This is a genomic window from Mycobacterium sp. UNC410CL29Cvi84 (genome assembly GCF_000686745.1).
GTDB lineage: Bacteria > Actinomycetota > Actinomycetes > Mycobacteriales > Mycobacteriaceae > Mycobacterium > Mycobacterium mucogenicum_B.
On the sequence record NZ_JMLM01000003.1, the window covers coordinates 351215 to 375274 of the forward strand.

Annotated in this window: 18 protein-coding genes; 6 read left to right on the forward strand and 12 right to left on the reverse strand. The window is 66.4% G+C overall.

Annotation, left to right across the window (positions count from 1 at the left end; genetic code table 11):
- Positions 1-19 precede the first annotated feature (19 nt).
- Complete coding sequence (locus BR47_RS0107730; protein WP_138158618.1) at positions 20-496, reverse strand: hypothetical protein; 477 nt, start codon at positions 494-496, stop codon at positions 20-22.
- Positions 497-621: 125 nt separating this feature from the next.
- On the opposite strand from BR47_RS0107730, the gene BR47_RS0107735 reads away from it, so the two are divergent.
- From BR47_RS0107735 to BR47_RS32970, 4 genes are all read left to right on the forward strand, one after another.
- Positions 622-1422, forward strand: a complete 801-nt coding sequence (locus BR47_RS0107735) for a DeoR/GlpR family DNA-binding transcription regulator (protein ID WP_029119134.1) — start codon at positions 622-624, stop codon at positions 1420-1422.
- A gap of 78 nt (positions 1423-1500) precedes the next feature.
- Positions 1501-2739: a glucose-1-phosphate adenylyltransferase gene (gene glgC / locus BR47_RS0107740; protein WP_029119135.1), complete on the forward strand. Its 1239-nt coding sequence runs from the start codon at positions 1501-1503 to the stop codon at positions 2737-2739.
- A 53-nt stretch (positions 2740-2792) separates the two neighbouring features.
- Complete coding sequence (locus BR47_RS32475; RefSeq protein ID WP_404822241.1) at positions 2793-3149, forward strand: WhiB family transcriptional regulator; 357 nt, start codon at positions 2793-2795, stop codon at positions 3147-3149.
- 43 nt (positions 3150-3192) lie between these two features.
- Complete coding sequence (locus BR47_RS32970; protein WP_138158620.1) at positions 3193-3423, forward strand: hypothetical protein; 231 nt, start codon at positions 3193-3195, stop codon at positions 3421-3423.
- A 2-nt stretch (positions 3424-3425) separates the two neighbouring features.
- Here the strand turns inward: BR47_RS32970 and BR47_RS0107750 are convergent, their stop codons facing one another.
- Entirely contained in the window at positions 3426-4340 is a 915-nt protein-coding gene (locus tag BR47_RS0107750; protein WP_029119136.1) for a LysR substrate-binding domain-containing protein, read from the reverse strand.
- Positions 4341-4398: 58 nt separating this feature from the next.
- On the opposite strand from BR47_RS0107750, the gene BR47_RS0107755 reads away from it, so the two are divergent.
- Positions 4399-5163 (forward strand): SDR family oxidoreductase, encoded by a 765-nt coding sequence (locus BR47_RS0107755; protein ID WP_029119137.1) that lies wholly within the window; start codon positions 4399-4401, stop codon positions 5161-5163.
- Positions 5164-5176: 13 nt separating this feature from the next.
- Here the strand turns inward: BR47_RS0107755 and BR47_RS0107760 are convergent, their stop codons facing one another.
- From BR47_RS0107760 to BR47_RS0107780, 5 genes are all read right to left on the reverse strand, one after another.
- On the reverse strand, positions 5177-6574 hold the full coding sequence (locus tag BR47_RS0107760; RefSeq protein WP_029119138.1) for a nitrate/nitrite transporter: 1398 nt from the start codon (positions 6572-6574) through the stop codon (positions 5177-5179).
- Between the two features lie 127 nt (positions 6575-6701).
- Entirely contained in the window at positions 6702-7445 is a 744-nt protein-coding gene (narI, locus tag BR47_RS0107765; RefSeq protein WP_029119139.1) for a respiratory nitrate reductase subunit gamma, read from the reverse strand.
- Entirely contained in the window at positions 7442-8128 is a 687-nt protein-coding gene (narJ, locus tag BR47_RS0107770) for a nitrate reductase molybdenum cofactor assembly chaperone (protein ID WP_029119140.1), read from the reverse strand. Before narJ ends, narI begins: the two co-directional genes overlap by 4 nt.
- Positions 8125-9720 (reverse strand): nitrate reductase subunit beta, encoded by a 1596-nt coding sequence (narH, locus tag BR47_RS0107775; protein WP_029119141.1) that lies wholly within the window; start codon positions 9718-9720, stop codon positions 8125-8127. Before narH ends, narJ begins: the two co-directional genes overlap by 4 nt.
- A gap of 12 nt (positions 9721-9732) precedes the next feature.
- Positions 9733-13380 (reverse strand): nitrate reductase subunit alpha, encoded by a 3648-nt coding sequence (locus BR47_RS0107780; RefSeq protein WP_020099534.1) that lies wholly within the window; start codon positions 13378-13380, stop codon positions 9733-9735.
- Positions 13381-13783: 403 nt separating this feature from the next.
- Between BR47_RS0107780 and BR47_RS0107785 the strand changes: the two genes are divergently transcribed.
- Entirely contained in the window at positions 13784-15022 is a 1239-nt protein-coding gene (locus BR47_RS0107785) for an HNH endonuclease (RefSeq protein WP_029119142.1), read from the forward strand.
- A 130-nt stretch (positions 15023-15152) separates the two neighbouring features.
- Here BR47_RS0107785 and BR47_RS0107790 read toward each other — a convergent pair whose 3' ends face one another.
- From BR47_RS0107790 to pks13, 5 genes are all read right to left on the reverse strand, one after another.
- Positions 15153-16079 carry an alpha/beta fold hydrolase gene (locus tag BR47_RS0107790; RefSeq protein WP_029119143.1) on the reverse strand — a complete coding sequence of 309 codons (927 nt, stop codon included), beginning with the start codon at positions 16077-16079 and terminating at the stop codon, positions 15153-15155.
- Positions 16070-16492, reverse strand: a complete 423-nt coding sequence (locus BR47_RS0107795; protein ID WP_020099537.1) for an RDD family protein — start codon at positions 16490-16492, stop codon at positions 16070-16072. Before BR47_RS0107795 ends, BR47_RS0107790 begins: the two co-directional genes overlap by 10 nt.
- Positions 16489-16935 (reverse strand): hypothetical protein, encoded by a 447-nt coding sequence (locus BR47_RS0107800; protein ID WP_020099538.1) that lies wholly within the window; start codon positions 16933-16935, stop codon positions 16489-16491. The genes BR47_RS0107795 and BR47_RS0107800 overlap by 4 nt, the downstream gene beginning before the upstream one ends.
- A gap of 76 nt (positions 16936-17011) precedes the next feature.
- Positions 17012-18586: an acyl-CoA carboxylase subunit beta gene (locus BR47_RS0107805; RefSeq protein WP_020099539.1), complete on the reverse strand. Its 1575-nt coding sequence runs from the start codon at positions 18584-18586 to the stop codon at positions 17012-17014.
- A gap of 10 nt (positions 18587-18596) precedes the next feature.
- Positions 18597-24035, reverse strand: a complete 5439-nt coding sequence (gene pks13, locus BR47_RS0107810) for a polyketide synthase Pks13 (RefSeq protein WP_029119144.1) — start codon at positions 24033-24035, stop codon at positions 18597-18599.
- Positions 24036-24060: the final 25 nt, after the last annotated feature.

Sequence of the window (24060 nt, forward strand, 5' to 3'; positions counted from 1 at the left end):
GGCCATTCGGCGTTCCGGGTCATTTCCCGCGCCACCAGTGGGTGTCAGGCTCACCGGCCTTGTCGACCGACTTGAGCGTGAACGCCGTCGGCGTCACCGACACTGGTTGCAGCACCCACTCCGACGGCGGCTCGATGGGTTTGTCCGACCTGCCCGCCACGAAGCCCACCGTCCACCGCATCCGCAACAAGCACGGACCACCGGGCACGCGCGGCTGGTAGCTCCAGGTTCCCCGCCGGCCGACCGCCCGTTCCTGTACGACGGCCGAGCCGTCCCTACCGAAGCCGACGACGCCGCTGCTGCCCGTCATCCAGCTGCCGATGAACTGCTCCACTGTCACCGGCGCATTGGCGCACGCTGGGCTGACATCGAGCTGTGCGGGCGGTTGCACGAACTCAGCGGTGACCGGGGTTCCGTCGATGGACCCGATGCCGCAGCCGACCAGGCCGACCGTCACGGCCGCGCAGATCACTGCGGGGCCTGCGCGTCTGTTCACCGTCTCCACGCTAGGGCAGGCGCCATGACGAAGGCGACAGCAAGCGCCCTTGACAGATTCCCAATAAAACACAATCATTAGCAATCAAATCCAAGTGGTGCAGATCACAGACCGAGGGAGGTGTCGTGGCATTCACAGGACCCGCTTCCCGCGATGCTGCGGGCGCTCTCTACGCCGACCAGCGCAAACAGCAACTACTCGAGATGCTTCGCCGCGATGGTCGAATCGACGCCGCCCGGACGGCGGCTGACCTCGGCGTGACGGGCGAAACCATCCGCAAGGACCTCATCCTCCTGGAGCGCCAAGGCTTGTTGCGGCGGGTGCACGGTGGCGCAGTGCGCGTCGACTACCTCTCCTACGAGCCTGCCGTCGAGACCCGGACCGAGTTCCTCTCCGAAAAGGCCCGCATCGCCAAGGCCGCGCTGGCACATCTTCCGGAACGTGGGTCGGTTCTGATCGACGCCGGGTCCACCACCGCGCAGCTGGTCGAGCAGTTTCCCGGCGACCGCGAACTCACCGTGTACACCAACTCGTTGACGCAGGCACTGACCCTGCTCAACCGACCACTGCTGACGGTCTACACTCTGGGCGGCCGGGTCCGGTCGAAAACCTTTGCCGAAGTGGATGATTGGGCTGTCCGCGCGCTCGCCGAGATCAACGTCGACGTCGCCTTCCTGGGCGCCAACGGTGTCAGCATCGACCGCGGGCTCACCACCCCCGCCCCGTCCGAAGCCGCCGTGAAGCGGCGCATGCTCGCGTGCGCGCACCGTCGCATCCTGCTCGCCGACCACAGCAAGTTCGGGGCCATCAGCGGCGCCCAGTACGGCCGGCTGGATGACATCCATCTGCTGATCACCGACACCGGCGTCGACAACCGGCAACTCTCCGAGCTCGCCGCCGCCGGAGTGACCGTGGAGCAGGCGTGATATCTGCCGATAGCGCAACAACTTTCGCCCATCCATAAGTTCACCAGCCGTCGCCCGCTGCCCAGAAGGAGAATCCACATGGCCGATCCGAAAATCCTCGGTCTGGTCCTGGCCGGAGGCGAGGGCAAGCGACTGTCCCCACTGACACTCGACCGGGCCAAGCCCGCGGTGCCGTTCGCCGGGCTGTACCGATTGGTCGACTTCGCCTTGTCGAATCTGGTGAACGCCGGAGTGCTGCGGATCGCGGTCCTCACGCAGTACAAGAGCCACAGCCTCGATCGCCACATCACCACGACGTGGCGGATGAGCAGCCTGCTCGGCAACTACGTCACCCCGGTGCCCGCCCAGCAGCGACTGGGGCCGCAGTGGTACACCGGCTCAGCCAACGCCATCCACCAGTCGCTGAACCTCATTCACGACGAAAAGCCCGATCTCGTTGTGGTTTTCGGCGCCGATCACGTGTACCGCATGGACCCGCGGCAGATGATCCAGCAGCACATCGACGGAGGCGCCGGCGCCACCGTCGCCGGAATCCGGGTGCCGCGTGGCGAGGCGAGCGCCTTCGGCGTGATCAAGACCGCAGCCGACGGACGCCAGGTCGAGGCGTTCCTGGAGAAGCCGGCCGACCCGCCCGGCCTACCCGACGCTCCCGACGAATCGTTCGTCTCGATGGGCAACTATGTCTTCTCGACCGAGGTGCTCATCGATGCGCTACACGCTGACGCCGCCGACGAGTTCAGCAAGCACGACATGGGTGGCGACATCATGCCGCTGATGGTCGAACAGGGCCGCGCCCAGGTCTACGACTTTCAGAGCAACCACGTCCCGGGCTCCCATGCCGAGAACAGTGGTTACTGGCGCGACGTCGGAACGCTGGACTCCTACTACGACTCCCACATGGACCTGTGCGCCGTGGTCCCGGCTTTCGACTTGTACAACAGCGCGTGGCCGATCCTGACGCACATTCCGCCCCACCCGCCGGCGAAGTTCGTCCACGACGACGGCGACCGGGTGGGCCGCGCCGTCAACAGCGTCATCTCCAACGGCGTGATCATCTCCGGCGCGCTGGTGCGCGAGTCCGTGCTGTCGCCGGGTGTCCGTGTGGAGGAATACGCCACCGTGGATCGCTCGGTGATCTTGGACAACACCGTGATCGGCGCACATGCCTTGGTACGCAACGCCATTGTCGACAAGAACGTCGTGATTCCGCCCGGCGCCCAGGTCGGCGTCGACAAAGAGCACGACAGGGCACGCGGCTTCGTCATCTCGGACGGTGGGGTGACGGTCGTCGGTAAAGGCCAACGGGTCACCGAGTGACCAACAACCGAGTAGGAAGCACGAGGTAGAACATGATCGGGAAGCGAACCGCGTTGCCACTGCCCGCACCGGCGATCCGGCCGGTGGCCGACGAATGGGAATGGCAGGAGTCTGCCCGTTGCCGTTCAATGGATTCCAGCATCTTCTTTCACCCCGACAACGAACGGGGCCGGGCGCGTAGACAGCGTGAACAACGCGCCAAAGAGATCTGTCGCCAATGCCCGGTGAAGGCCCCGTGCGCCGCCTTTGCGCTGCTGTCCGGCGAGCCGTACGGCATCTGGGGTGGGGTTTCTGAATCCGAACGTCTTTCCGCACTGGGTATTTCAGATCCGCGCGCGGCCGGGAACCTGAGTACGTCGAAGCGCCGGGAGGCCCGGCGGGCCGAACTGGCTGCCGCGAGCGGCGAATAGCCGCGGCACCCAAACAACTACTCACCAGCACAAGGAGCTACACATGTCCAACACAGCACAATCCACGTCGGTGGTCCGTACGGTCGCGGCGATCATCGGAGCCGGCGCCCTGGCGGTCATGGGAACCCTCGCGCTAGCGACCGCCCACCACGACCAAGCGGCCCTCCGAGCATCCGACGGACCGGCGACAGTAACCAGCACGACCCCGCCGTCAACTCCCCTGATCGCCTTCGCATCACCCACCGTGAAGGCGACGTACTCCGGGAAACACTGACGTCACTCGTGGTCGATGACGGCCCTGCGCACGCACTCCCGCAGCCATTGGTGGCGACGATCGAGTTCGAACGCAGGATGCCAGATCATCCGGTAGGGCATCGTCGCGATCTCGACCGGTGCGGGCAGCAAGCGTAGTTCTGAGCCGGCGATCCAAGCGTCGATGAATCGACCGGGAAGTGTTGCCACCAAATCGGTTCCATGAAGCATCGGAAGCGTCGCGGTGTGATACGGCACCGTGACCACCGCCCGGCGGGCCCTGCCCAGCTCCGCGAGGCGGTAGTCGATATCAGGCTGCTTCCCATCCGCCACATCCACGACCATATGACTGCATTCAAGATAATCCTCGAGGGTTACCGAGCCTCGCGTGGCCAGTGGATGCCCTTCTGAGACAACACACTTGAACTGCTCGGTGATGAGCTGCGTGGCGTTCAGGTCATCCGGCGTGTGACCCCCGTAGAGGCCCAGATCGACCGCGCCACGGCGGATCTGATCCTCGATCCCATCGGGGCGCCAACTGCGGAAACGTACCGCCGTGTCAGGCGACTGCGACCGGATCAGCCGAGCGATGGCGGGACCGTAAGTGTGGACAGCGTAGTCACTCCCGGCAACATTGACAGGCTGCGTCGATGCGCGAGGATCGAACTCCGCAGGCGACAGAAGGTTTTCGAGCAGCGGTATCAGCGTGGCGAGCTGACGATGAATGTCCTCGGCGCGGGCCGATAGTCGGAATCCTTCTGGATCACGAACCAGCAGCGGGTCATCGAGCAGTCTGCGCAGGCGCTGCAAGGCACGGCTCATGGCGGGTTGACTCAGCCCGACTCGGGACGCTGCGCGCGACACCTGTCGTTCCTCGAGCAGTGCGACCAATGGTGTCAGCAGATTCAAGTCTGCGCGCTCGGTATGCGTGGTGAGCATGCCGAACATCATAGATATGCATGTGACAGATGCTCACCGCGCGAGCAGGCTTGGAACCATGAAGATCTCCGGCAACACCATTTTCATCCCGGGTGCTACGAGCGGCATCGGCCTCGCACTGGCAATCGCACTGCGGAACAAAGGAAATAAGGTCATCATCGGTGGCCGTCGCGATCAGTTGCTACAACAGATCACCGCCGAACATCCCGGCATCGACGCCGTCCGTATCGACACCGCGGACGCCGACAGCATCCAGGCCGCCGCAGCGCAGGTGCTGGCCGAGCATCCCGATCTGAACGTGGTGATCACCATGGCCGGGGTGATGAAGATCGAAGACTGGCACGCTCCGCAGGGCTTCCTGGCCGCGGCAGAATCCACCATCACCACCAACGTGCTGGGCACGATCCGGCTCATCGCCGCATTCATCGAACATCTGCAGACCCAACCCGCTGCCACCGTCATCACCGTGTCATCAGGCCTGGGATTCACCCCGCTCAAGGTGACTCCGAGCTACAACGCTTCCAAGGCTGCCGTCCACCTGCTGACCGAGACACTACGGCTGCAATTCGCCGGCTCCGCAGTCGAATTCAAGGAACTCCAGCCGCCGGCGGTGCGGACCGATCTTGTCCCCGGGCAGCGCGACAGCGAGTGGGCGATGCCGCTCGACCAGTTCGTGAGTGAAGTCGTCGACATCCTCGAGAACCAGCCCGATGCCGACGAGATTCAGGTGGAGAACGTCAAGTTTCTACGCTATGCGGAAGTACGTGGTGAGTACGACCATGCAGTGGCCGTTCTGAACTCGGCCGACCCGCACAGCAACTAGCCAGACGGCCGACTCAGGCCACGCCGACCGCTTCGGCCTGCTGGGCGGGTGCGACCACAGGCAGCGGGGTCCGGATGTAGCGCGTCCAGGTCAGGGCCAGGGCGGCGACGTAGAAGGTGACAAAGACCCAGAACGCCGCAGTGGCAGAGCCGTTGGACAGGTAGGACTGCCGCAGCGCCAGGTTGATGCCCACACCTCCGAGCGCACCGATGGCACCGGCGAAGCCGATGAGGGCACCGGACATCCCGCGGGACCAGTTCTGCCGGTCGGTCTCGCTGCCCACCACTGAATGGCTGCGGGCCTCGAAGATCGACGGGATCATCTTGTACACCGAGCCGTTGCCGATCCCCGACAGGATGAACAGCGCGACGAAGCCGACGATGAAGCAGGTCAGGGTCGCTGCATCGACAGCACCGCCGGTGTGGTCGTGATAGGTCGACGCCAAGATCAGCAGCGCGCCAAAGAGAATCATGCCGGTGAAGGCCATCATGGTCACGCGGGCCCCGCCGATACGGTCGGCGAGCTTGCCACCGTAGACCCGGGCCAGCGAGCCCAGCAGCGGACCCACGAAGGCGATCTGCGCCGCGTGCAGTGCCGCCTGCGCGGCACTCTGACCACCGGCGACGAAGTTGATCTGCAGAATCTGACTGAAGGCGAACGAGAAGCCGATGAACGAGCCGAAGGTCCCGATGTACAGGAAGGCGACGCTCCAGGTGTCCGGCACCGTCAGGATGGAACGCATTGCCCCGGCGTCGATTCGATGCTGCGCGAGGTTGTTCATGAACAGCGCGGCGCCGACCGCCGCGACGGCCAGCAGAACCAGGTAGATCGCGCACACCCAGTAGGGCGCCCGGTTACCCGCGACGGCGATCACAAGCAGGCCCACCACCTGGATGGCCGGCACGCCGAGATTACCTCCACCGGCGTTGATTCCGAGCGCCCAACCCTTGAGCCGCTGCGGGTAGAACGCGTTGATGTTGGTCATCGACGACGCGAAGTTACCGCCACCGAGGCCGGCGAGTGCCGCGCACAACAGGTAGGGCCACAACGGAAGTCCCGGATGCGCCAGCAGCCACATGCTGCCCAGCGTCGGAATGAAGAGGACGAGCGCGGAGAAGACGGTCCAGTTACGGCCACCGAAGGTCGCGGTCGCCATGGTGTACGGGATGCGCAGGCAGCCACCGACGAGCGTCGCGGTGGCGGCCAGCAGGAACTTGTCCCCGGCGGTGAAGCCGTACACCGACTGCGGCATGAACAGCACCATGACCGACCACATGGTCCAGACCGACAGCCCGATGTGCTCCGCGATCACCGACCAGATCAGGTTCCGCCGGGCGATATTCTTGTTACCGGCCTCCCAGGCCACGATGTCTTCGGGGTCCCAGTCGGCGATGGTTCGTGATCGAAACATGTTGCAAACATAGAATTTTCATGTTTCCTCGAGGCTCCGGGCGATGACCCGGCAGTGACAATTCACTCACCCGCCTGCTGGTCATAGTGTGAGGCGTCCCGAACGCCGAACGACACAGCAGTAGGACCTAGACCCAACGGCTGCGCGGCGGCGGAGCCTGCGGCGTCACCCAGGCCTTTGCGTAGCGATTGTTGCTGGTGCGCTGCGGATCCCGGCTCCGGTAGACGACATATGGCCGCACGAGGTAGCCGACCGGGGCGCTGAACATGTGCACCAGCCGGGTGTACGGCCAGATGCCGAACAACGTCAACACGATGAGCACGTGCACCTGGAAGGACAGCGGCGCCGTCGACATCAACTCGGGCATGGGGTGCGGGGTGAAAAGGCGACGCAGCCAAGGAGACACCGTCTCCCGGTAGTTGTAAGCCGACACCGCATTGCCCAGGGTGTTGACCATGCCGGTGACCAGGGCACCGACCAGCAGCAGATACATCAGCTTGTCGCTGGTGGTGGTGGCAGCGCGCACCGCGGGCACTGTGGTCCGGCGGTACAGCAGGATGGCGGCACCGGCGATCACCGCGAACCCGGCCGGTGCGCCCATGCCGATCGCGATCAAGTGGTAGGTGTGCTCGGAGATGCCGATCGCCGAGGTCCACGCTTCCGGGATCAGCAGGCCGACAACGTGTCCGCCGAGCACACCGAGGATGCCGAAGTGGAACAGCGGGCTGCCCAGCCGCAGCAAGCGGCTTTCGTAGATCTGCGATGACCTTGTGGTCCAGCCGAATTGGTCGGTCCGGTAGCGCCAGATGTGGCCCAGAACGAACGACGTGAAGGCGATGTACGGCAACGTCATCCACAAGAGGTTGGTCATCGTCTGCCTCCAGTCATGGCGGGATCCATCATCATCGGATCCATGCCGAACGGGTCTAGACCCACGTCTTCCTCGGGCGGCCCGTCGGCAGCGAGTTCTGTGATGCGCCGGCGATCGGCGGTGTTGATGGGCGGCAGGGTCGCCAGGACCGCGGCCAGCAGGTCGACGTATGGAGAATTGCTGTCCTGCAACGAGAGCCGCAACAGTTCGAGAACCGGAACGTGCTCGGCCAGCAGGCGTTCGCCGCGCGCCTGGTCGACGGTGGCGGCGAATTCGAGCACCAGCGGCAGGTAGTCGGGCAGTTCTTCGTCGCCGATGGTGATGTCCGCCTGCCGGTAGGCATGCTTGAACCGCAACAGCGCCATCCCGCGCTTACGGGTGTCTCCGTAGGCGTAGTACGTCAGATGCAAGCTGGCCCGCCGGCGCATGTCGAACGTCTCGACGTAGCGCGTGGCGCGTTCGGTCGCGTCCGTTTCGCGGAAGTGCCGGATGAAGTCGGTCACGTGAGTGCGGATCGGCTCCGGTAGTTCATCTGCGGCCGCAGCCAGTTCGTCAGTGAGGGCGCATGTTTCGGCGGTCGGGTAGTCGAGCAACAGTGCCGTGATGCGCCACACCAGCCGTTGCTGATGATCGGTCAGGTCCGGACCGGTCGCCGTCCGGCGCCCCAGGGACAGGAGCTTCATCGGGTCGGCACCAGCCCGTCGGGACTGCGACCGTCCCAGTTGAGCAGGTTGACCCGTGTCGGATCATCCTTCGGCACAGCGCTGTTGGTGTCGACGAGGTGAAACTTGTCGGCCATGGCGTCGAAGGCCGTCATTCCCGGGCCACCATCGCCGTCGAGGCTACAACCGGTCGCGATCGCGTCGAGTCGGTGCGCGTCGGAACCCGCACCGCTCGGAATGACGTATCGGTCTTGGTATTTGGCGATGGCCAGCAGCCGGTACATCGACTCGATCTCCTCGCCGGTCAGGCACACTGACTCGGGGATGGTCTCGTCGAACTCCTCGCCGAGGTTGGCCGACCGCATGTAGGCGCGCATGGCGGCCAAGCGCTGCAAGGCCGCCCGGACGGGCCCGACCTCCCCCGCGGTGAAGAGCTCGGCGAGGTACTCGATCGGGATGCGCAGCGTGTCGATGGCCCCGAACAGGTTGTTCTTGTTCTCACCGTCGTGGCCGGTCTCCTTGAGGATGTCGACCACCGGGGACAGCGGCGGGACGTACCAGACCATCGGCATGGTGCGGTATTCCGGGTGCAGCGGCAGCGCCACCTGGTAATCGACGATCAGCCGGTACACCGGTGAATTCTGTGCAGCCTCAATCCATTCGGGCGAGATGCCGGCGCGCTCTGCTTCGGCGACCACCCGCGGGTCGTGCGGGTTGAGGAACACCCCGAGCTGCGACGGGTAGAGGTCCTGGTCATCGGTGACCGAGGCCGCCTCGAGCACCTTGTCGGCGTCGTACAGCATGACGCCGATGTAGCGCAGCCGGCCCACACACGTCTCCGAGCAGACGGTGGGGATGCCGACCTCGACGCGCGGGTAGCAGAAGGTGCACTTTTCGGCCTTGCCGGTCCTGTGGTTGAAGTAGATTTTCTTGTACGGGCAGCCGGTGACGCATTGCCGCCAGCCGCGGCACTTGTCCTGGTCGACCAGGACGATGCCGTCCTCGGCACGTTTGTAGATGGCGCCCGACGGGCAGGCGGCAGCACAGGCCGGGTTCAGGCAGTGCTCGCAGATCCGCGGCAGGTAGAACATGAACGTCTGCTCGAATTCGAGCTTGACCTTCTGGCTGACCTCTTCGACCTTGGCCAGCAACGGATCCCGGCCCACCTGTTCAGGTCCGCCGCCGAGGTCGTCATCCCAGTTGGCACCCCAGGTGACCTTGGTGTCCTGCCCGGTGATCAGCGACTTGGGCCGCGCCACGGGCGTGGTGTCCATCAGTGGCGACGACAGCAGGTTGTCATAGTCGTAGGTCCACGGGTCGTAATAGTCACTGACCGTGGGCAGGTCCGGGTTGGCGAAGATGTTCAGCAACCGCTTGAACCGGGAGCCCGATTTCAGCGTGAGCTTGCCGCGCTTGTTGAGCGTCCAGCCGCCCTTCCAGCGTTCCTGGTCCTGGTACTGCCGCGGATAGCCTTGTCCGGGGCGGGTTTCCACGTTGTTGAACCAGACATACTCGACACCACTGCGGTTGGTCCACGCCTGCTTGCAGGTGACGCTGCAGGTGTGACAGCCGATGCACTTGTCGAGGTTCATCACCATCGCAAGTTGCGCCATGACTCTCATAGGTCAGTACTCCACTTCTTGCGAACGGCGACGGATCGTCGTCACCTCGTCGCGCTGATTTCCGGTGGGACCGTGGTAGTTCAGCGCAAAGGACTGCTGGGCATAACCGCCGATCAAGTGCGTGGGCTTGATCATGATGCGGGTCAGGGCGTTGTGGATACCGCCGCGCTTACCGGTCTTCTCGGTACGCGGCACGTCGACCGCCTTGTCCTGGGCGTGGTACATGAAGACCAGGCCCTCGGGCATCCGGTGACTGACGATCGCGCGGGCGTTCACCACGCCGTTGCGGTTGGTGCACTCGATCCAGTCGTTGTCCTTCACCCCGATCTTGGCGGCATCGACATCCGACATCCAGATCGCCTGTCCGCCACGGGAAAGCGTCAGCATGTGCAGGTTGTCCTGGTACGCCGAGTGGATGGACCACTTGGAGTGCGGAGTCAGGTAACGGACGGTGATGCCACCAGTGGTGTCACCTACCGCCGGTTCGTCGAACAGCGCCGTCATGTCCAGCGGCGGACGGAACGTCGGCAGCTGCTCCCCCATCTCGTCCATCCAGTCGTGGTCTAGATAGAAGTGCTGGCGCCCGGTGAGGGTGTGCCACGGCTTGAGCCGCTCGGTGTTGATGGTGAACGGTGAATAGCGCCGGCCACCGGTCTCGGACCCCGACCACTCGGGTGAGGTGTTCACCGGCATCGGCCGGGACTGCGTGTCCGCGAAGGTGATTCGTTTGCCCTCGTTCTCGGCAGCCAGGTCGACGAGCTCCGTCCCGGTTCGGCGCTGCAGGGCCTCGAAACCCTCGACCGCCAGGCGGCCGTTGGTGGTGCCGGACAGTGCCAGGATCGCTTCGGCCGCGTGGGTGTCCTTGGCCAGTGACGGCCGTCCCGCCGCGACTCCGCGATCGGACACACCGTTGACGCCGGCCAGGTACTCGACCTCGGCGTCGGGGTGCGTGGTGACGCCCTTGACCGTCAGGCCGAGGGTCTCGACGAGGGGGCCGAGGGCGGCCATCTTGTCGGCCAGCGCCGGGTAGTCGCGTTCCACCGTCACCAGGCGCGGCATCGTCTTGCCTGGGATCGGTTCGCATTCACCGGCTTTCCAGTCCAGGACTTTTCCGCCGGGCTGGGCGGTGGCGTCGGAGCTGTCGTGTGCGAGCGGCATCGCGACGATGTCCTTGCGCTTACCCAAATGCTTCTCGGCGAGCCACGAAAAGCCACGGGCGATGCGGTGGAAGGCATCGAAGTCGGTCTTGGTTTCCCACGGCGGCGAGATGGCCGGCGAGAACGCATGGACGAACGGATGCATGTCGGTGCTCGACAGGTCGTGCTTCTCGTACCACGTCGCGGCCGGGAGCACGATGTCCGAGTACAACGTCGTGCTGGTGTTGCGGAAGTCCAAGGACAGCAACAGATCCAGCTTGCCGGCCGGGGCCTCGTCGCGCCAACGCACGTCCTGCGGGTGTACCCCGTCCTCGTCGCTGGCCGCCACGTTGTTGTCCGCGCCCAGCAGGTGCTTGAGGAAGTACTCGTTGCCTTTCGCCGACGAGCCCAACAGGTTCGACCGCCACACCGTCAGACAGCGCGGGAAGTTCTCCGGAGCGTCCGGGTCCTCGCAGGCGAACTGCAGGTGCCCGGACTTCAGGCCGTCGAGCACGTGCTGCGCCGCGTCCTTGCCCTGCCGCTCGGCCTCGTCGGCCAGGTCCAGCGGATTGCGGTTGAACGTGGGGTAACTCGGCATCCACCCCAGCCGGCTCGCGAGAGCGATGTTGTCGGCCGCCGTCCGGCAGGCCAGCGTGCCGGTGGCGAGCGGCGAGGTCATCGGCTCGGTGGTGAACCGGTCGTAGCGCCACTGGTCGGTGGCCAGGTACCAGAACACGGTGCCCTGCATCTGGCGCGGGGCGCGCTGCCAGTCCAGTCCGAATGCCAGTGTGCCCCAGCCCGTTACCGGACGGCACTTCTCCTGGCCTACGTAGTGCGCCCAGCCACCGCCGTTGACGCCCTGGCAGCCGGTGAGCATCACGAGAGACAGGAACGAACGGTAGATCTGATCCGAATGGAACCAGTGGTTGGTGCCGGCACCCATGAGGATCATCGAGCGCCCCTTGGAACGCTCTGCGTTGTCGGCGAACTCGCGCGCGATACGTTCGGCCGCCTGGGCCGGCACACCCGTGATGGCCTGCTGCCACGCCGGGGTGTACGGCTCGGTGGCGTCGTCGTAGCCGGTGGGCCAGGTGCCCGGCAGGCCATCACGGGCGATGCCGTACTGCGCCAACATGAGGTCGAACACCGTGGTGACGCGCTGTCCGGCAACGATTCTGGTCGGCACACCGCGTTCCAGGACACCGGGCTGATCAGTATCGAACCGAGGGAGTGCAACGGTAGCGACATCATTGGCGCCACCGTGCAGCGTGAGGAGGGGGTCGACCCCCTGCAGGTCCAGGTTCCATTTCCCTTCACCGGATGCGGTGAAGCGATGGCCCAGGGACCCGTTGGGCACCACCGGGGTGCCGCCAGCGTCGAGCAGTACCGGCTTGGAGACCGCGGCTTCGGTGTCGGCGTACTCGCCACCGAGATCCGCTGCGGTGAGGAACTTTCCGGGCACCAACCGGCCATCGCGCTCGGTCAGCGCCACCAGGAACGGCAGATCGGTGTACTTCTTGACGTAGTCGGTGAAGTACGGGGTGTTCTTCTCGACGAAGAACTCCTTGAGAATGACGTGGCCCATCGACATGGCGAGGGCGGCGTCGGTACCCGGGTGGGCCGGCAGCCATTCGTCGGCGAACTTGGTGTTGTCGGCGTAATCCGGTGACACCACAACAACTTTCTGACCGCGATAACGGGCCTCGGTCATGTAGTGCGCGTCGGGGGTACGGGTGACGGGGACGTTGGAGCCCCACATGATGAGGTAGCCGGCGTCGAACCAGTCGGCGGATTCGGGGACGTCGGTCTGGTCGCCGAACACCTGTGGCGATGCCACCGGCAGGTCGGCGTACCAGTCGTAGAACGACAGCATCGATCCGCCCATGAGCGAAATGAACCGTGCCCCAACGGCATGGCTCACCATCGACATGGCGGGGATCGGCGAGAAGCCCGCGACACGGTCGGGCCCGTAGGTCTTGACGGTGTAGACGTGGGCGGCCGCAGCAATCTCGGCGGCCTCCCACCATTCGGCGCGGACGAAGCCACCGCGGCCGCGCGCCGACTTGTAGGCCCTGGCCTTCTCGGGGTCCTCGACGACGTCGGCCCAGGCCAGCACCGGGTCCTGTAGCCGCTCCTTGGCTTCGCGGTAGTAGTCGAGCAGCAGACCGCGGACGTACGGATACCGCACGCGCGCAGGCGAATACGTGTACCAGGAGAACGAGGCACCGCGAGGACAACCGCGCGGCTCGTATTCGGGCTTGTCGGCGCCGATCGACGGATAGTCGGTTTGTTGCGACTCCCAGGTGATCACGCCGTCCTTGACGTAGATCTTCCACGAGCACGAACCGGTGCAGTTGACGCCGTGCGTGGAGCGCACGACCTTGTCGTGTGCCCAGCGGTCGCGATAGAAGTCGTCGGCCGAGCGTCCGCCGACCTTGTGGATCGTGCGCTGATCACCGGAGATTTCCCCGCGGTGAAAGTACTTGGACAACCGCAGCAACGCGTCGCCGGCCATCGCCGGGCTTCCTGCCAACTCGGCCACAAAGCCCTCCTTTCGAGCCGTCGGAACATGAGGCTAGAACCGGTCAGACGGCTGTCAAAAGAACGCACAGGACCACTCCGGGCCTGTGCGACCGCGTTAACAGGGCTGTCATGTCATGAAACAAGCGCGATTTCGGCATCGCGGTTCCTACCTGCGACGATTTGTTGATCGAGGCGAACGCGGAGCAGCGGCTGTGCGTCGCCCGTCACATTGCCGCAGCCGCGCGACCCGATTTCTTATCAGCGCGGTAACACACCGCAGGCCGTGCTCGGCTCGGCTGATTCTCTCCAAGGCAGACCACCAGCACCGTCACCGAGGTCCGGATACATAGCCAAAAATTCCTTGCAATTCGAACAGGTGTTCGATATTCTTGGGCATGGGAATCGCAACGGATCTCACCACCAGCCTCGACGCCCTCCGCGGCGTGCAGGTCCCCGACCACATGCCCCCGGACAGCGCGGTGGAGGCGATGACGTGCGTGGTGAAGCTGCGCAATGTGATCGATCATTTGGCGGCGATGCTGACCGGAGTGCTCGACCGCTGCGGGGCCGCGGCCGCGCAGGGCCGGACGCCGCGGGAGTTGTTGATGGCGTTGGGGTGTGCGCCGTCGGTGGCGCAGCGGCAGGTGCGTGTGGCGGGCGCGTTACCGGCGCTGCCCACCCTGGCGGCGCATGCTGCTGATGGTGTGATCTCGGGGGAGCATGTCGATGCGATCGTCAAAGGCATCAACCACATTCAGGCCCGCGCACCCGGCCCGGTGGATGAAGCCGCCCGGTTCGCGCAGGTGACCGATCTGTTGGGGCAGTTCTTCTCCGGAGCCACCCCCACCGACATCGGCAACCGAGCGCGGCGGCTCGGCAACCGGGTCGCCGCGGCCGAAGGTGGGCTGCCGGCCGCGGAGGATCGGTCGATCAACACCGCCGACCACCGCGTCACCAGCGACGGGCGGGTGCAGATCCGCGCGGACCTGGATGCCGAAGTCGGCGCGAAATACATCGCGGCGATGGAACAAGGGTCGGCGCCGCGGCCCGAACCCGACGGCAGCCCCGACACCCGCACCGCCTCGCGGCGGCGGGCTGATGCGTTGGAGGCGGTGTTGGATATCGCGGCCCGCGGCGGGGACGTCGCCTCCGCGCCGCGCACCCAGCTGCTGCTGACCGTGCCCGCCGACACCCCCGATTTGGCCACGCTGGAATTCATCGGGTCGATCAGCACCCTGACCCTGGACCGATTGACCTGCGACACCACCGTCACCACCATGATCATCGACGGCGAACAGGTACCCCTCGACATGGGCCGCGAGAAGCGGCTGTTCCCACCGCAGCTACGCAAAGCCCTGTATCACCGGGATCAGTGCTGCATCAAATGCGGCGCCCCACCGGGACGCACCCATGCCCATCACATCGTGCACTGGACCCACGGCGGCGAAACCAGCCTGAGCAACGGGTGCCTGCTGTGCCCGGCCTGCCACGCCAACATCCACCACGACGGCTGGGACGTCGTCATGGGCCTCGACAAACACCCCTGGCTCATCCCACCCGCCACCGTCGACCCACACCGAAAACCCATCCCCGCGCACAACCGCCGCACCATGCGACTCGACGCGGCCGCCTAGCTGCCGCACGCACTACTGAAACCTGCTGTGCACCTTGATAACTCAACAGTGTAGCCGACCCTGATGTTCGCGCGGCGGGTCGAATTTGCGTCCGCCGCGCGAACATCAGATCCCGCGATTCAGCAGCACCCTAGGGCGTTCCGATGAAATCAACGCCCGCGGTGATCGCCGGGCGGTGGCGCAGAATCCGGTAGTGCGCCAGCCGGCCCAGACCCTTGGTGGTTTCGAGCCGTGCGTCGGGCCAGACCTCGGCGATCTCGGTGCTGGACGAGTACGGGCTGTCCGGGTCGTCGGGGTCGTGGATGAGCAGCAGCGGCCGGTCGCCCGCGTGCGCGGCCGACGCGGTGATGTCCGTGTCCAGCAGCGGCATCCCGATCCGGCGGTCCAGGCGCCGGTGCAGGCGGTCGCGGATCCGCCGCCCGAAGTTGTGCCGCTCGGCGAAAGCGTCCAGGTACCACCTGAAATCGCCCATCGGCGCGAGGAACACCAGTCGCTTGACGTCGGCGCCCCGCGCCGCTGCCAGCGCGGCCGCCTTCGCCCCCAGGGAATGCCCGATGACCGCGTGCGCCGGACCGTGCTTCGCGATGACGGCCCGCACCGCTTCCGCGCATTCGACGATGGTGGTGCGGCCCGGTGCCAGTGCACCCGGCTCCGAGTCGTGATGGCTGGGGAGGTCGAAGGCGATGACCCGATATCCCGCTGCGACAAGGGGTTTGACGAACACCGCCATGTGCGCCCGGCACCCGCCCCACCCGTGCACCAGGTACACCAGCGGACCGGAGCCCCACGACTGCCCGGCGATCCGGTGCCCATCCCACGATGCTTCCAGCGGCGTGCTGTCCGGCAGGCCGGGCGGCATCTTGGTGCTGAGGTCGACATCGGGCACTGTGCACCACAATTCGGTGGCCCAGCGGGCGCCGATCGCCGGCGCAAAACGCTCGAGCCACCAGAAGGCCCGGCGCGTTCCGTCCGGTACCGGCGGCAACACCCCGGCATCGTTGTCGGTGACCGTTTCCCCGTTACGGGGCCGACCGGGACCCGATTCCGTCAATGCCATGCGTACACCACCTTGGTACGAAAAACTATGTCCTGCAGCGACCGTCGTCGACGATCCACCACTACCCACAACAAGCCCACCGGAAACAGCACACAGGCAACGGCCCGCAGGCAGGAACGTACCGGCGCGACCCGTTCCCCCCGCAGGCCGGTGACCCGCAATCCCATCACCACTGCGCCCACCGTACTACCCGACACCGCCCAGCACGCGGTCAGATACAGCACCGAGACGACGCACGTCGCCGCCGTCGAGTAGACGAAAGACAACGTCGGGACGTGGAACATGACGGGGCGAAACATGAACTCGCACAACCGCAATCCACCGTAGATCAGGCCAAGCAGCGCGCCGACCACCATCAGGTCGATGACGGCAGCCACGCCCCGGCTGACGATCCCGGCAGTGCGGTCGCTCATGTGCGGTCCCGGCCCAGCAGCCGGTCGACGAACCCGGAGATCGCGTCGTCCGCCCGCTCCCCCTGGCTGCGCACGTCCGACATGACCTCGTTGGTCATCGTGTCGGTGGATTCCCGGATGACGGACTGCAGGTCGATGCCGTCGATGACCTCGTTGGCCAGCCCGATCAGATCGACACGGCGGCGCACCAACTCGTTGAGGTCGAGTTCATCGAGGACCAGCTCGACAACCTGGGCTGCGACGTCCGCGATCAGCACCTTGATCGGCACCAGCGCCCGCTCACCGCGCGCCATCATGTCGGAACGGCTGCGGCGCAACAGATCCCCGAGGACCGGCAGCCGCTCCGCGCCGCGGTACACCGCCACCGCGCTGCCGACCGCCGTCGCCGCGACGCCGGCCGCGAGCAGCACGGCAGGATTCGGCGGCGGCCCGGGCTCAGTCATGCGTCACCACCCACCAGACGCAAATGTCCCCCAAACACGTTGTGTCGGGGGACATTTACGTCTGCTCGCGAGAGACTTACAGCGGGGTCAGGCCGTGCTTGCGGGCGATGCGGTCGTGCTTCTGCTTGTCGCGCAACAGCTTCAGCGACTTGCGCAGCAGCAGCCGGGACTCGTGCGGCTGGATCACGGCGTCGATGTAGCCCCGCTCAGCGGCGGTCCACGGAATCGCCATGTTGGCGTTGTAGCCCTCGATGAAGTCGGCCTTGATCTTCTGCACCTCGGGCGCCGTCGGATCGGGGAAGCGCTTCACCAGCAGCTGCGCCGCACCCTGGGCACCGATCACCGCGATGCGGGCGGTCGGCCACGCGAAGTTGAGGTCGGCCGACAGCTGCTTCGAGCCCATGACGGCGTAACCGCCGCCGTAGGCCTTGCGGATCACGAACGTCACCTTCGGCACGTCGGCCTCGACGATGGCGTTGAAGAAGCGGCCACCGCGCTTGATGATGCCGCCCGTCTCCTCGGCGACACCCGGCAGGGCGCCGGGGGTGTCGACGACGAAAACCAGAGGCAGGTTGAAGGAGTCGCAGAACCGGATGAACCCGGCCGCCTTGTCGGAGGCCTCGTTGCCGATCGCGCCGGCCATGAACAGCGGCTGGTTGGCGATGACGCCGACCGGCCGGCCGTCGACCCGCGCGAACGCGGTGATCATCTCCGGAGCGCGCTGGTCGGCGATCTCGAAGATGTCGCCGTCGTCGAACATGCGCAGCAGGATGTCGTGCATGTCGTAGCCGGCGTTGTCGGCGTCCGGCACGATCTTGTCCAGCTCGAAGTCGCTCGGCGTCAGCTCCGGCTCCAGGCCCGGGTTCACGATCGGCGGATCGTCCCAGGTGTTGGCGGGCAGGAAGCTCAGGTAGTCGCGGACGTACTGGAAGGCAGCCGCCTCGTCCTCGACGACCTTGTGGATGTTGCCGCGCTGCGCCTGGATGTCGGCGCCACCGAGCTCGTCGAACGTCACGTCCTCACCGGTGACGTCCTTGATGACGTCCGGGCCGGTGATGAACATGTAGCCCTGGTCGCGCACGGCCACCAACAGGTCGGTCTGGATCGGCGAGTACACAGCACCACCGGCGCACTTGCCGAGGATGATCGAGATCTCCGGCACCGTGCCGCGCAGCATCTCGTGGCGGCGGCCGAGCTCGGCGTACCAGGCCAGCGAGGTGACGGCGTCCTGGATGCGGGCGCCGGCGGAGTCGTTGATGCCGATGATCGGGCAGCCGACCATGGCCACCCACTCCATCAGCTTGGCGACCTTGCGGCCGAACATCTCGCCGACCGAGCCCTGGAACACCGTCTGGTCATGGCTGAACACCGCGACCGGGCGGCCGTCGATGGTGGCGTGGCCGGTCACCACACCGTCGCCGTACAGCGCGTTCGGGTCGCCGGGCGTCTTGGCGAGCGCACCGATCTCGAAGAAGCTGCCGGGGTCGACGAGCGCGTGGATGCGGGCGCGGGCCGACGGGATGCCCTTCTTGTCGCGCCGCGCCTTGGCCTTCTCGTCACCGGGATCGGCTGCCAGCTCCAGCTTTCGGCGAAGCTCTGCGAGCTTCTCTGCCGTCGTGGCAGGGCTGCGCTGTTCGGTAACTTCAGTCACGGTTCTCCTACTACTTCCCGGCCTGGATCTGGTTGATGGCCTGGCTCATGTGCGCCCCGACCTTGGCAATGTACGGCTCGTCGATGGCCTGGATGTGCTCGCCGCCGATATTCACGACCTCCAGATCGGGAGCGAACTCGCCCCACCCGCCGTCGGGCTGGCGGGTGGCGTACGCGGGTTCGAACACGATCGCATCGTCGTGGTAGCGGTCTGCCATGTAGAGCACGACGTGGCCGTCGTACGGCTGGATGTCGATGGTGTCCAGCGCACGGTTGTCGAGATACGACGTGCGCTGGTGCTCGATGATGCCGCCCGGAATCTGCACGCCGCTCTGCGCGACGATGTCCAGCACGAACTTCACCTGCCCCTCGTCGTCGAGCTTCTCCAGTTCCTCGTACGGAATCTCCGGAACCTCGACGTTGAAGGTGCGCTCGGCGAAGCGGGCGTAGCGATCCCAGCGGGCACGCATGCCGGCCTGGCTCTTGTCGATCGGCGTGCCGGGTCGCACGCAGTCGATCAACCCGACGTACCGGACGTCGGCGCCGGCCTGCTTGAGCCCGATGGCGCAGGCGTAGGCCAGGGCGCCGCCCAGCGACCAACCGGCCAGGACGAACGGGCCCTTGTGCATCTCCAGCAGCTTCGGCACGTACTCGGCGGCGCGCTCCTCGATGGAGCCCTCGACGCGTTCGATGCCGTAGACCGGGATGTCCTCGGGCAAGCGCTTCAACAGCGGTTCGTAGACCACCGTCGAACCACCGGCCGGGTGGAAGACGAACAGGGGTACCTGCGGCCCATCTTCTTTCGGTGCCCGCAGGGTGCGGACGAAGCCGTCCACCACGCCGTCTTCCAGCTGATCACGCACGATCGTGGACAGCTCTTCGATCGTCTTGGCCGCCCGCACCTGCTCGACCGTCACGATGCCCTCGGCGCGCTCGGAGAGCCGCTCGGACAGCTTGGTCGCGGTCGCGTCGTCGACGGCCGGCAGCTCGTTGAAGATGCCGCCCGGCGACTTGCCGGTGACGATCGCCCACGTCGCGAAGGTGACGCGCTCCGCCGCGTCGCGCGGTGGCACATCGGCGCCGAGCGCCTCGGTGACCGCCTCCTGTGTGAGGACCTTGGCGGCAGCCGCAGCAGCGGTGGCCTGGCTCGGTCCGGCCGGACCCGACGGGTTGGTCGGCGGCGGCGGGACGGCCGCCGGGCCGGCGGGGTTCGTCGGGGGCGGCGGAACCTCCAGTGCGACAGCGGAATCTGTCGCGATCTCGGCGGCCGCCGGCTTGGCGTCGTCCTTGTCGGCCAGCGGGTGCCCGGCCTCGGCCAGCTTGGCCTCCAGCTCGGCGACCGTCGTTGCGCCACCCATCAATTCGGCCTGCGCGGCGGCGATCTCCTCGGCCGTCTGCCCCTTCTGTGCCTCGGCGAGCTGACCGACCTCGTCGCGGTGCTCGATGGCGTAGTGGATCAGCTTCTCCACCGCGTACAGGTTGGCGTCACGCACCGCGGTCAGCTGGATCGGCGGCAGGTCGAAGTCGTACTCGACGCGGTTCTTGATCCGGACCGCCATGAGCGAGTCCAGACCCAGCTCGATCAGCGGGACCTCCCACGGCAGGTCCTCGGGCTCGTAACCCATGGCGCCACCGACGATGGCACCCAACCGGTCCGCGACAGTCTCACCGGAATCCGGCGACCACTTCTTGAAACCGGCGGCCAGGCCGGCGCCCGCGGTCAGGTTGTCCTGCAGGATCGCGGCATCGTCTTCGGGTTCCGGTGCGGCTGCGGCAGTTTCGGCCACCGATGCGCCGACGGCGGCCGGCAGCGCCGTGCCACCCATGGCGACCGGCAGGGCCGCACCATCGCCACCGCGGGTGACGACGGCGTCGTACACCAGCGTGAAGGACTCGCCCATGCGGGCGTGCACCTGCACCGTGCCGCCACCGGGGTGCCGGGTCAGCGTGGTGACCAGGCGCGAGCCCTCACCCGGGATGGCGCGCTGCTCGAACGCGGTCAGCGCCGCATCCGGAAGCACCTGCGCCGCAGCGGCTTTCACCAGCTTGGCCAGCGCCGCAGCGTCGACCTCGCCGCGCGGGGCGTACTCCCACACGTGCCGGCCGTCCGGGGTGGCGACGTGGCTGCCCGGCTCGATGGCCGAGCTGTCGGCGGTGAAGTGCGCGTCCAGCCAGTGCGGCTTGCGCTTGAAGCGCGTCGGCGGAATCGGCGCGTAGTCGACGGCCGGGTTCTCGGCCGGCGAGAACAGCGTCCGGAAGTCCAGGTCATGGCCGTGCACGAACAGCTGCGCCATGGCGTTGGTCATCGAGTCGACCTCGTCCTGCTTGCGGGCGAGGGTCGGGATCAGCTGACCGTCATGCAGGCCGGCCGACATGGTGGTGAGCCCAACCTGCATGAGCGCCACCGGGTTCGGCGCGAGCTCGAGGAAGGTCGTGTGCCCGTTGTCGACGGCGTTGCGGATGCCGTGGGTGAAGTAGACGCTGTGGCGCAGCCCCTTCTTCCAGTAGTCGACATCGTGGATCGGCTCGGCGCCGGCCCGGATCAGCTGACCCTCGTGCACCGTCGAGTAGTAGGCCGTCTGCAGCGGGTGCGGCTCGATGCCCTGAATTTCCGCGGACAGCTCGCCGAGCAGCGGGTCCATCTGCTGCGTGTGGCTGGCACCCTTGGTCTGCATCTTGCGGGCGAACTTGCCCTCGGATTCGGCGCGGGCGATGATCGCGTCGACCTGCTCCGGCGGACCGCCGATGACGGTCTGGGTCGGGGCGGCGTAGACGCACACCTCGAGGCCCGGGAAGTCGGCGAAGACCGTCTTGATCTCCTCGGCCGAGTACTCGACGAGCGCCATCAGGCGGATGTACTCGCCGAACAGCATGGCCTCGCCCTCACCCATGAGGTGGGCGCGCGAGCAGATGGTCCGGGTGGCGTCGGCCAGCGACAGACCACCGGAGAAGTAGGCCGCGGCCGCCTCACCGAGCGACTGACCAACGACCGCACCGGGTTTCGCGCCGTGCGCCTTCAGCAGCTCGCCGAGCGCGATCTGCAGCGCGAAGATCACGGTCTGGACGACCTCGATGGGGTATTCGCAGGTCTCGTTGGTGTAGTCGATGGCGTCATCGAGGATCAGCTCGACAACCGAGTAGCCGCGCTCATCCTGGATGTGGGCGTCGACCTTGTTGATCCACTCGGCGAAGATCGGATCGTTCAGGTACAGGCTCTTGCCCATCTTGCGGTGCTGCGCACCGAAACCGGCGAGCACCCACACCGGGCCGTTCGTGACCGGGCCGTCGGCGGCCAGCACCAGCGGGCTCTGCTTGCCCTCGGCCAGGGCCCGCAGACCCTTGACGGCTTCGTCGTGGTCGTGCGCGAGAACCACTGCGCGCGAACGGCCGTGGTTACGGCGCGACAGCGAGCGACCGATCGACTCCAGCGAGTAGGACCGGCCCTTCTCGCTGTCGATCCAGTCCGCCAGCTCCGCGGCAGCGGCCTTCTTGCGCGAGGTCAGGAAGCCCGAAACCGCCAGCGGCACAATGCGCTTGACCGGCTCGGCGGCTTCCAGCTCGGCGCGGCCGGCGTCGATCAGCTCCAGCGCCCGCTCGGTCAGACCGGGGAGCTCGGGCTCGTCGTCGGTCTCGTAGCCGTAGAACTCGGCGTCACCGCGCGTGTCGTTGTCGTCGTCGATGAACTCGCCGTACTCGTCCATCTTGACGCCACCGACGTAGACGGCACCCGCGTCCGAGGCCGGCTTCTCTTCGGCCACAACCTCTTCGGGCTCGGGCTCGACGAGGTCGCTGGGCAGCACCTGACGCATGACGAGGTGCGCGTTGGCGCCACCGAAACCGAAACCGGAGACACCGGCGATGGCGTGGCCGCTGTAGCGCGGCCAGTCCGACAGCTCGGCGTTGACCTTGAGGTGTTCCTTGTCGAAGTCGATGTACGGATTGGGGCCCGCGTAGTTGATCGACGCCGGCAGCTTGTCGTGGTACAGCGCCAGCGTCATCTTCGCGACGCTGGCCGCACCGGCAGCCGACTCCAGGTGTCCCACATTGGATTTCACCGCGCCCAGCAGCGCCGGCTTGTCGGCGGCGCGACCGCGGCCGATGACGCGGCCGAGCGCGTCGGCCTCGATCGGGTCACCCAGGATGGTGCCGGTGCCGTGCGCCTCGATGTAGTCGACGGTCTTGGGATCGATGCCGGCGTCCTTGTACGCCTTACGCAGCACCGCTTCCTGCGCGTCGGGGTTGGGGGCCAGCATGCCGTTGGAGCGGCCGTCGTGGTTGATGGCCGAACCGGCGATGATGGCGAGGATCTCGTCACCGTCGCGACGGGCGTCGGCGACGCGCTTGAGCACGACCATGCCGCCGCCCTCGGAGCGCGCGTAGCCGTCGGCGTCGGCGCTGAACGACTTGATGCGGCCGTCCGGCGCCAGGACGCCACCGACCTCGTCGAAACCGACCGTCACCATCGGGGTCACCAGGGCGTTGACGCCACCGGCGAGCACGACGTCGGCCTCACCCGACCGCAGCGCCTTGACGCCCTCGTGGATCGCGACCAGCGACGACGAACATGCGGTGTCGATGGCCATCGACGGCCCGCGGAAGTCGAAGAAGTACGACACCCGGTTGGCGATGATGCTGCTCGCGGTGCCGGTGATGGCGTACGGGTGCGTGATCGACGGGTCCGAGACCGACAGGAAGCTGTAGTCGTTGGTCGAGCTGCCGACGAACACACCGACCGACTCGCCGCGCAGCGACGACGCCGGGATACGGGCGAACTCCAGTGCCTCCCAGGTCAATTCGAGCGCCATCCGCTGCTGCGGATCGATGTTGTCGGCTTCCATCTTGGCCAGCGCGAAGAACTCGGCGTCGAAGCCCTTGATGTCCGACAGGTAGCCGCCGCGGGTGCGGGCCTTGGCCACGCGCTCGGCGATCCGGGGCTCGGAAAGGAACTCTTCCCAGCGGCCCTCGGGCAGATCGGTGATGGCGTCGCGGCCTTCCAGCAGCGCCTGCCACATCTCGTCGGGCGTGTTCATGTCACCCGGGAAACGGGTGGCCAGACCAACGACCGCGATGTTCATCGCGTCGTCGTCGGCGTCGCGGGACCAGTCCTCGGCATTCGCCGCGTCGATGTCTTCCTCGGGCTCACCCTCGATGATGACCTGCGCCAGCGACTCGATGGTCGGGTGCCGGAACGCCACCGTCGCGGTCAGCGTGACGCCGGTGAGGTCCTCGATGTCGGACGCCATGGCGACCGCGTCGCGCGACGCCAGACCGAGCTCGACCATAGGCACCGACTCATTGATGGAGTCCGCCGGCTGTCCGGTGGCATTGGCCACCCAGTTACGCAGCCACTCCCGCATCTCGGGCACGGACATGCCATTGGCCCGCGCGGGTTCCTGCCCCTCCTGCGGCGAAGTGTCGATTTCGTTCGAATTGTCTTCGGTGTCAGTCATTTTCACTGTTCACTTTCGCCGCCGG

Excerpts from the sequence above, each read along its gene's own strand:
- glgC (WP_029119135.1), top strand. The coding sequence starts at position 1,501 with ATGGCCGATCCGAAAATCCTCGGTCTGGTCCTGGCCGGAGGCGAGGGC.
- BR47_RS32970 (WP_138158620.1), top strand. The coding sequence starts at position 3,193 with ATGTCCAACACAGCACAATCCACGTCGGTGGTCCGTACGGTCGCGGCG.
- BR47_RS0107795 (WP_020099537.1), bottom strand. The coding sequence starts at position 16,492 with ATGAGCGACCGCACTGCCGGGATCGTCAGCCGGGGCGTGGCTGCCGTC.
- BR47_RS0107755 (WP_029119137.1), top strand. The coding sequence starts at position 4,399 with ATGAAGATCTCCGGCAACACCATTTTCATCCCGGGTGCTACGAGCGGC.
- BR47_RS0107800 (WP_020099538.1), bottom strand. The coding sequence starts at position 16,935 with ATGACTGAGCCCGGGCCGCCGCCGAATCCTGCCGTGCTGCTCGCGGCC.
- narI (WP_029119139.1), bottom strand. The coding sequence starts at position 7,445 with ATGACCAACCTCTTGTGGATGACGTTGCCGTACATCGCCTTCACGTCG.
- BR47_RS0107790 (WP_029119143.1), bottom strand. The coding sequence starts at position 16,079 with ATGGCATTGACGGAATCGGGTCCCGGTCGGCCCCGTAACGGGGAAACG.
- narH (WP_029119141.1), bottom strand. The coding sequence starts at position 9,720 with ATGGCGCAACTTGCGATGGTGATGAACCTCGACAAGTGCATCGGCTGT.
- pks13 (WP_029119144.1), bottom strand. The coding sequence starts at position 24,035 with ATGACTGACACCGAAGACAATTCGAACGAAATCGACACTTCGCCGCAG.
- BR47_RS0107760 (WP_029119138.1), bottom strand. The coding sequence starts at position 6,574 with ATGTTTCGATCACGAACCATCGCCGACTGGGACCCCGAAGACATCGTG.
- BR47_RS0107785 (WP_029119142.1), top strand. The coding sequence starts at position 13,784 with ATGGGAATCGCAACGGATCTCACCACCAGCCTCGACGCCCTCCGCGGC.
- BR47_RS0107780 (WP_020099534.1), bottom strand. The coding sequence starts at position 13,380 with ATGGCCGGCGACGCGTTGCTGCGGTTGTCCAAGTACTTTCACCGCGGG.
- BR47_RS0107750 (WP_029119136.1), bottom strand. The coding sequence starts at position 4,340 with ATGCTCACCACGCATACCGAGCGCGCAGACTTGAATCTGCTGACACCA.
- narJ (WP_029119140.1), bottom strand. The coding sequence starts at position 8,128 with ATGAAGCTCCTGTCCCTGGGGCGCCGGACGGCGACCGGTCCGGACCTG.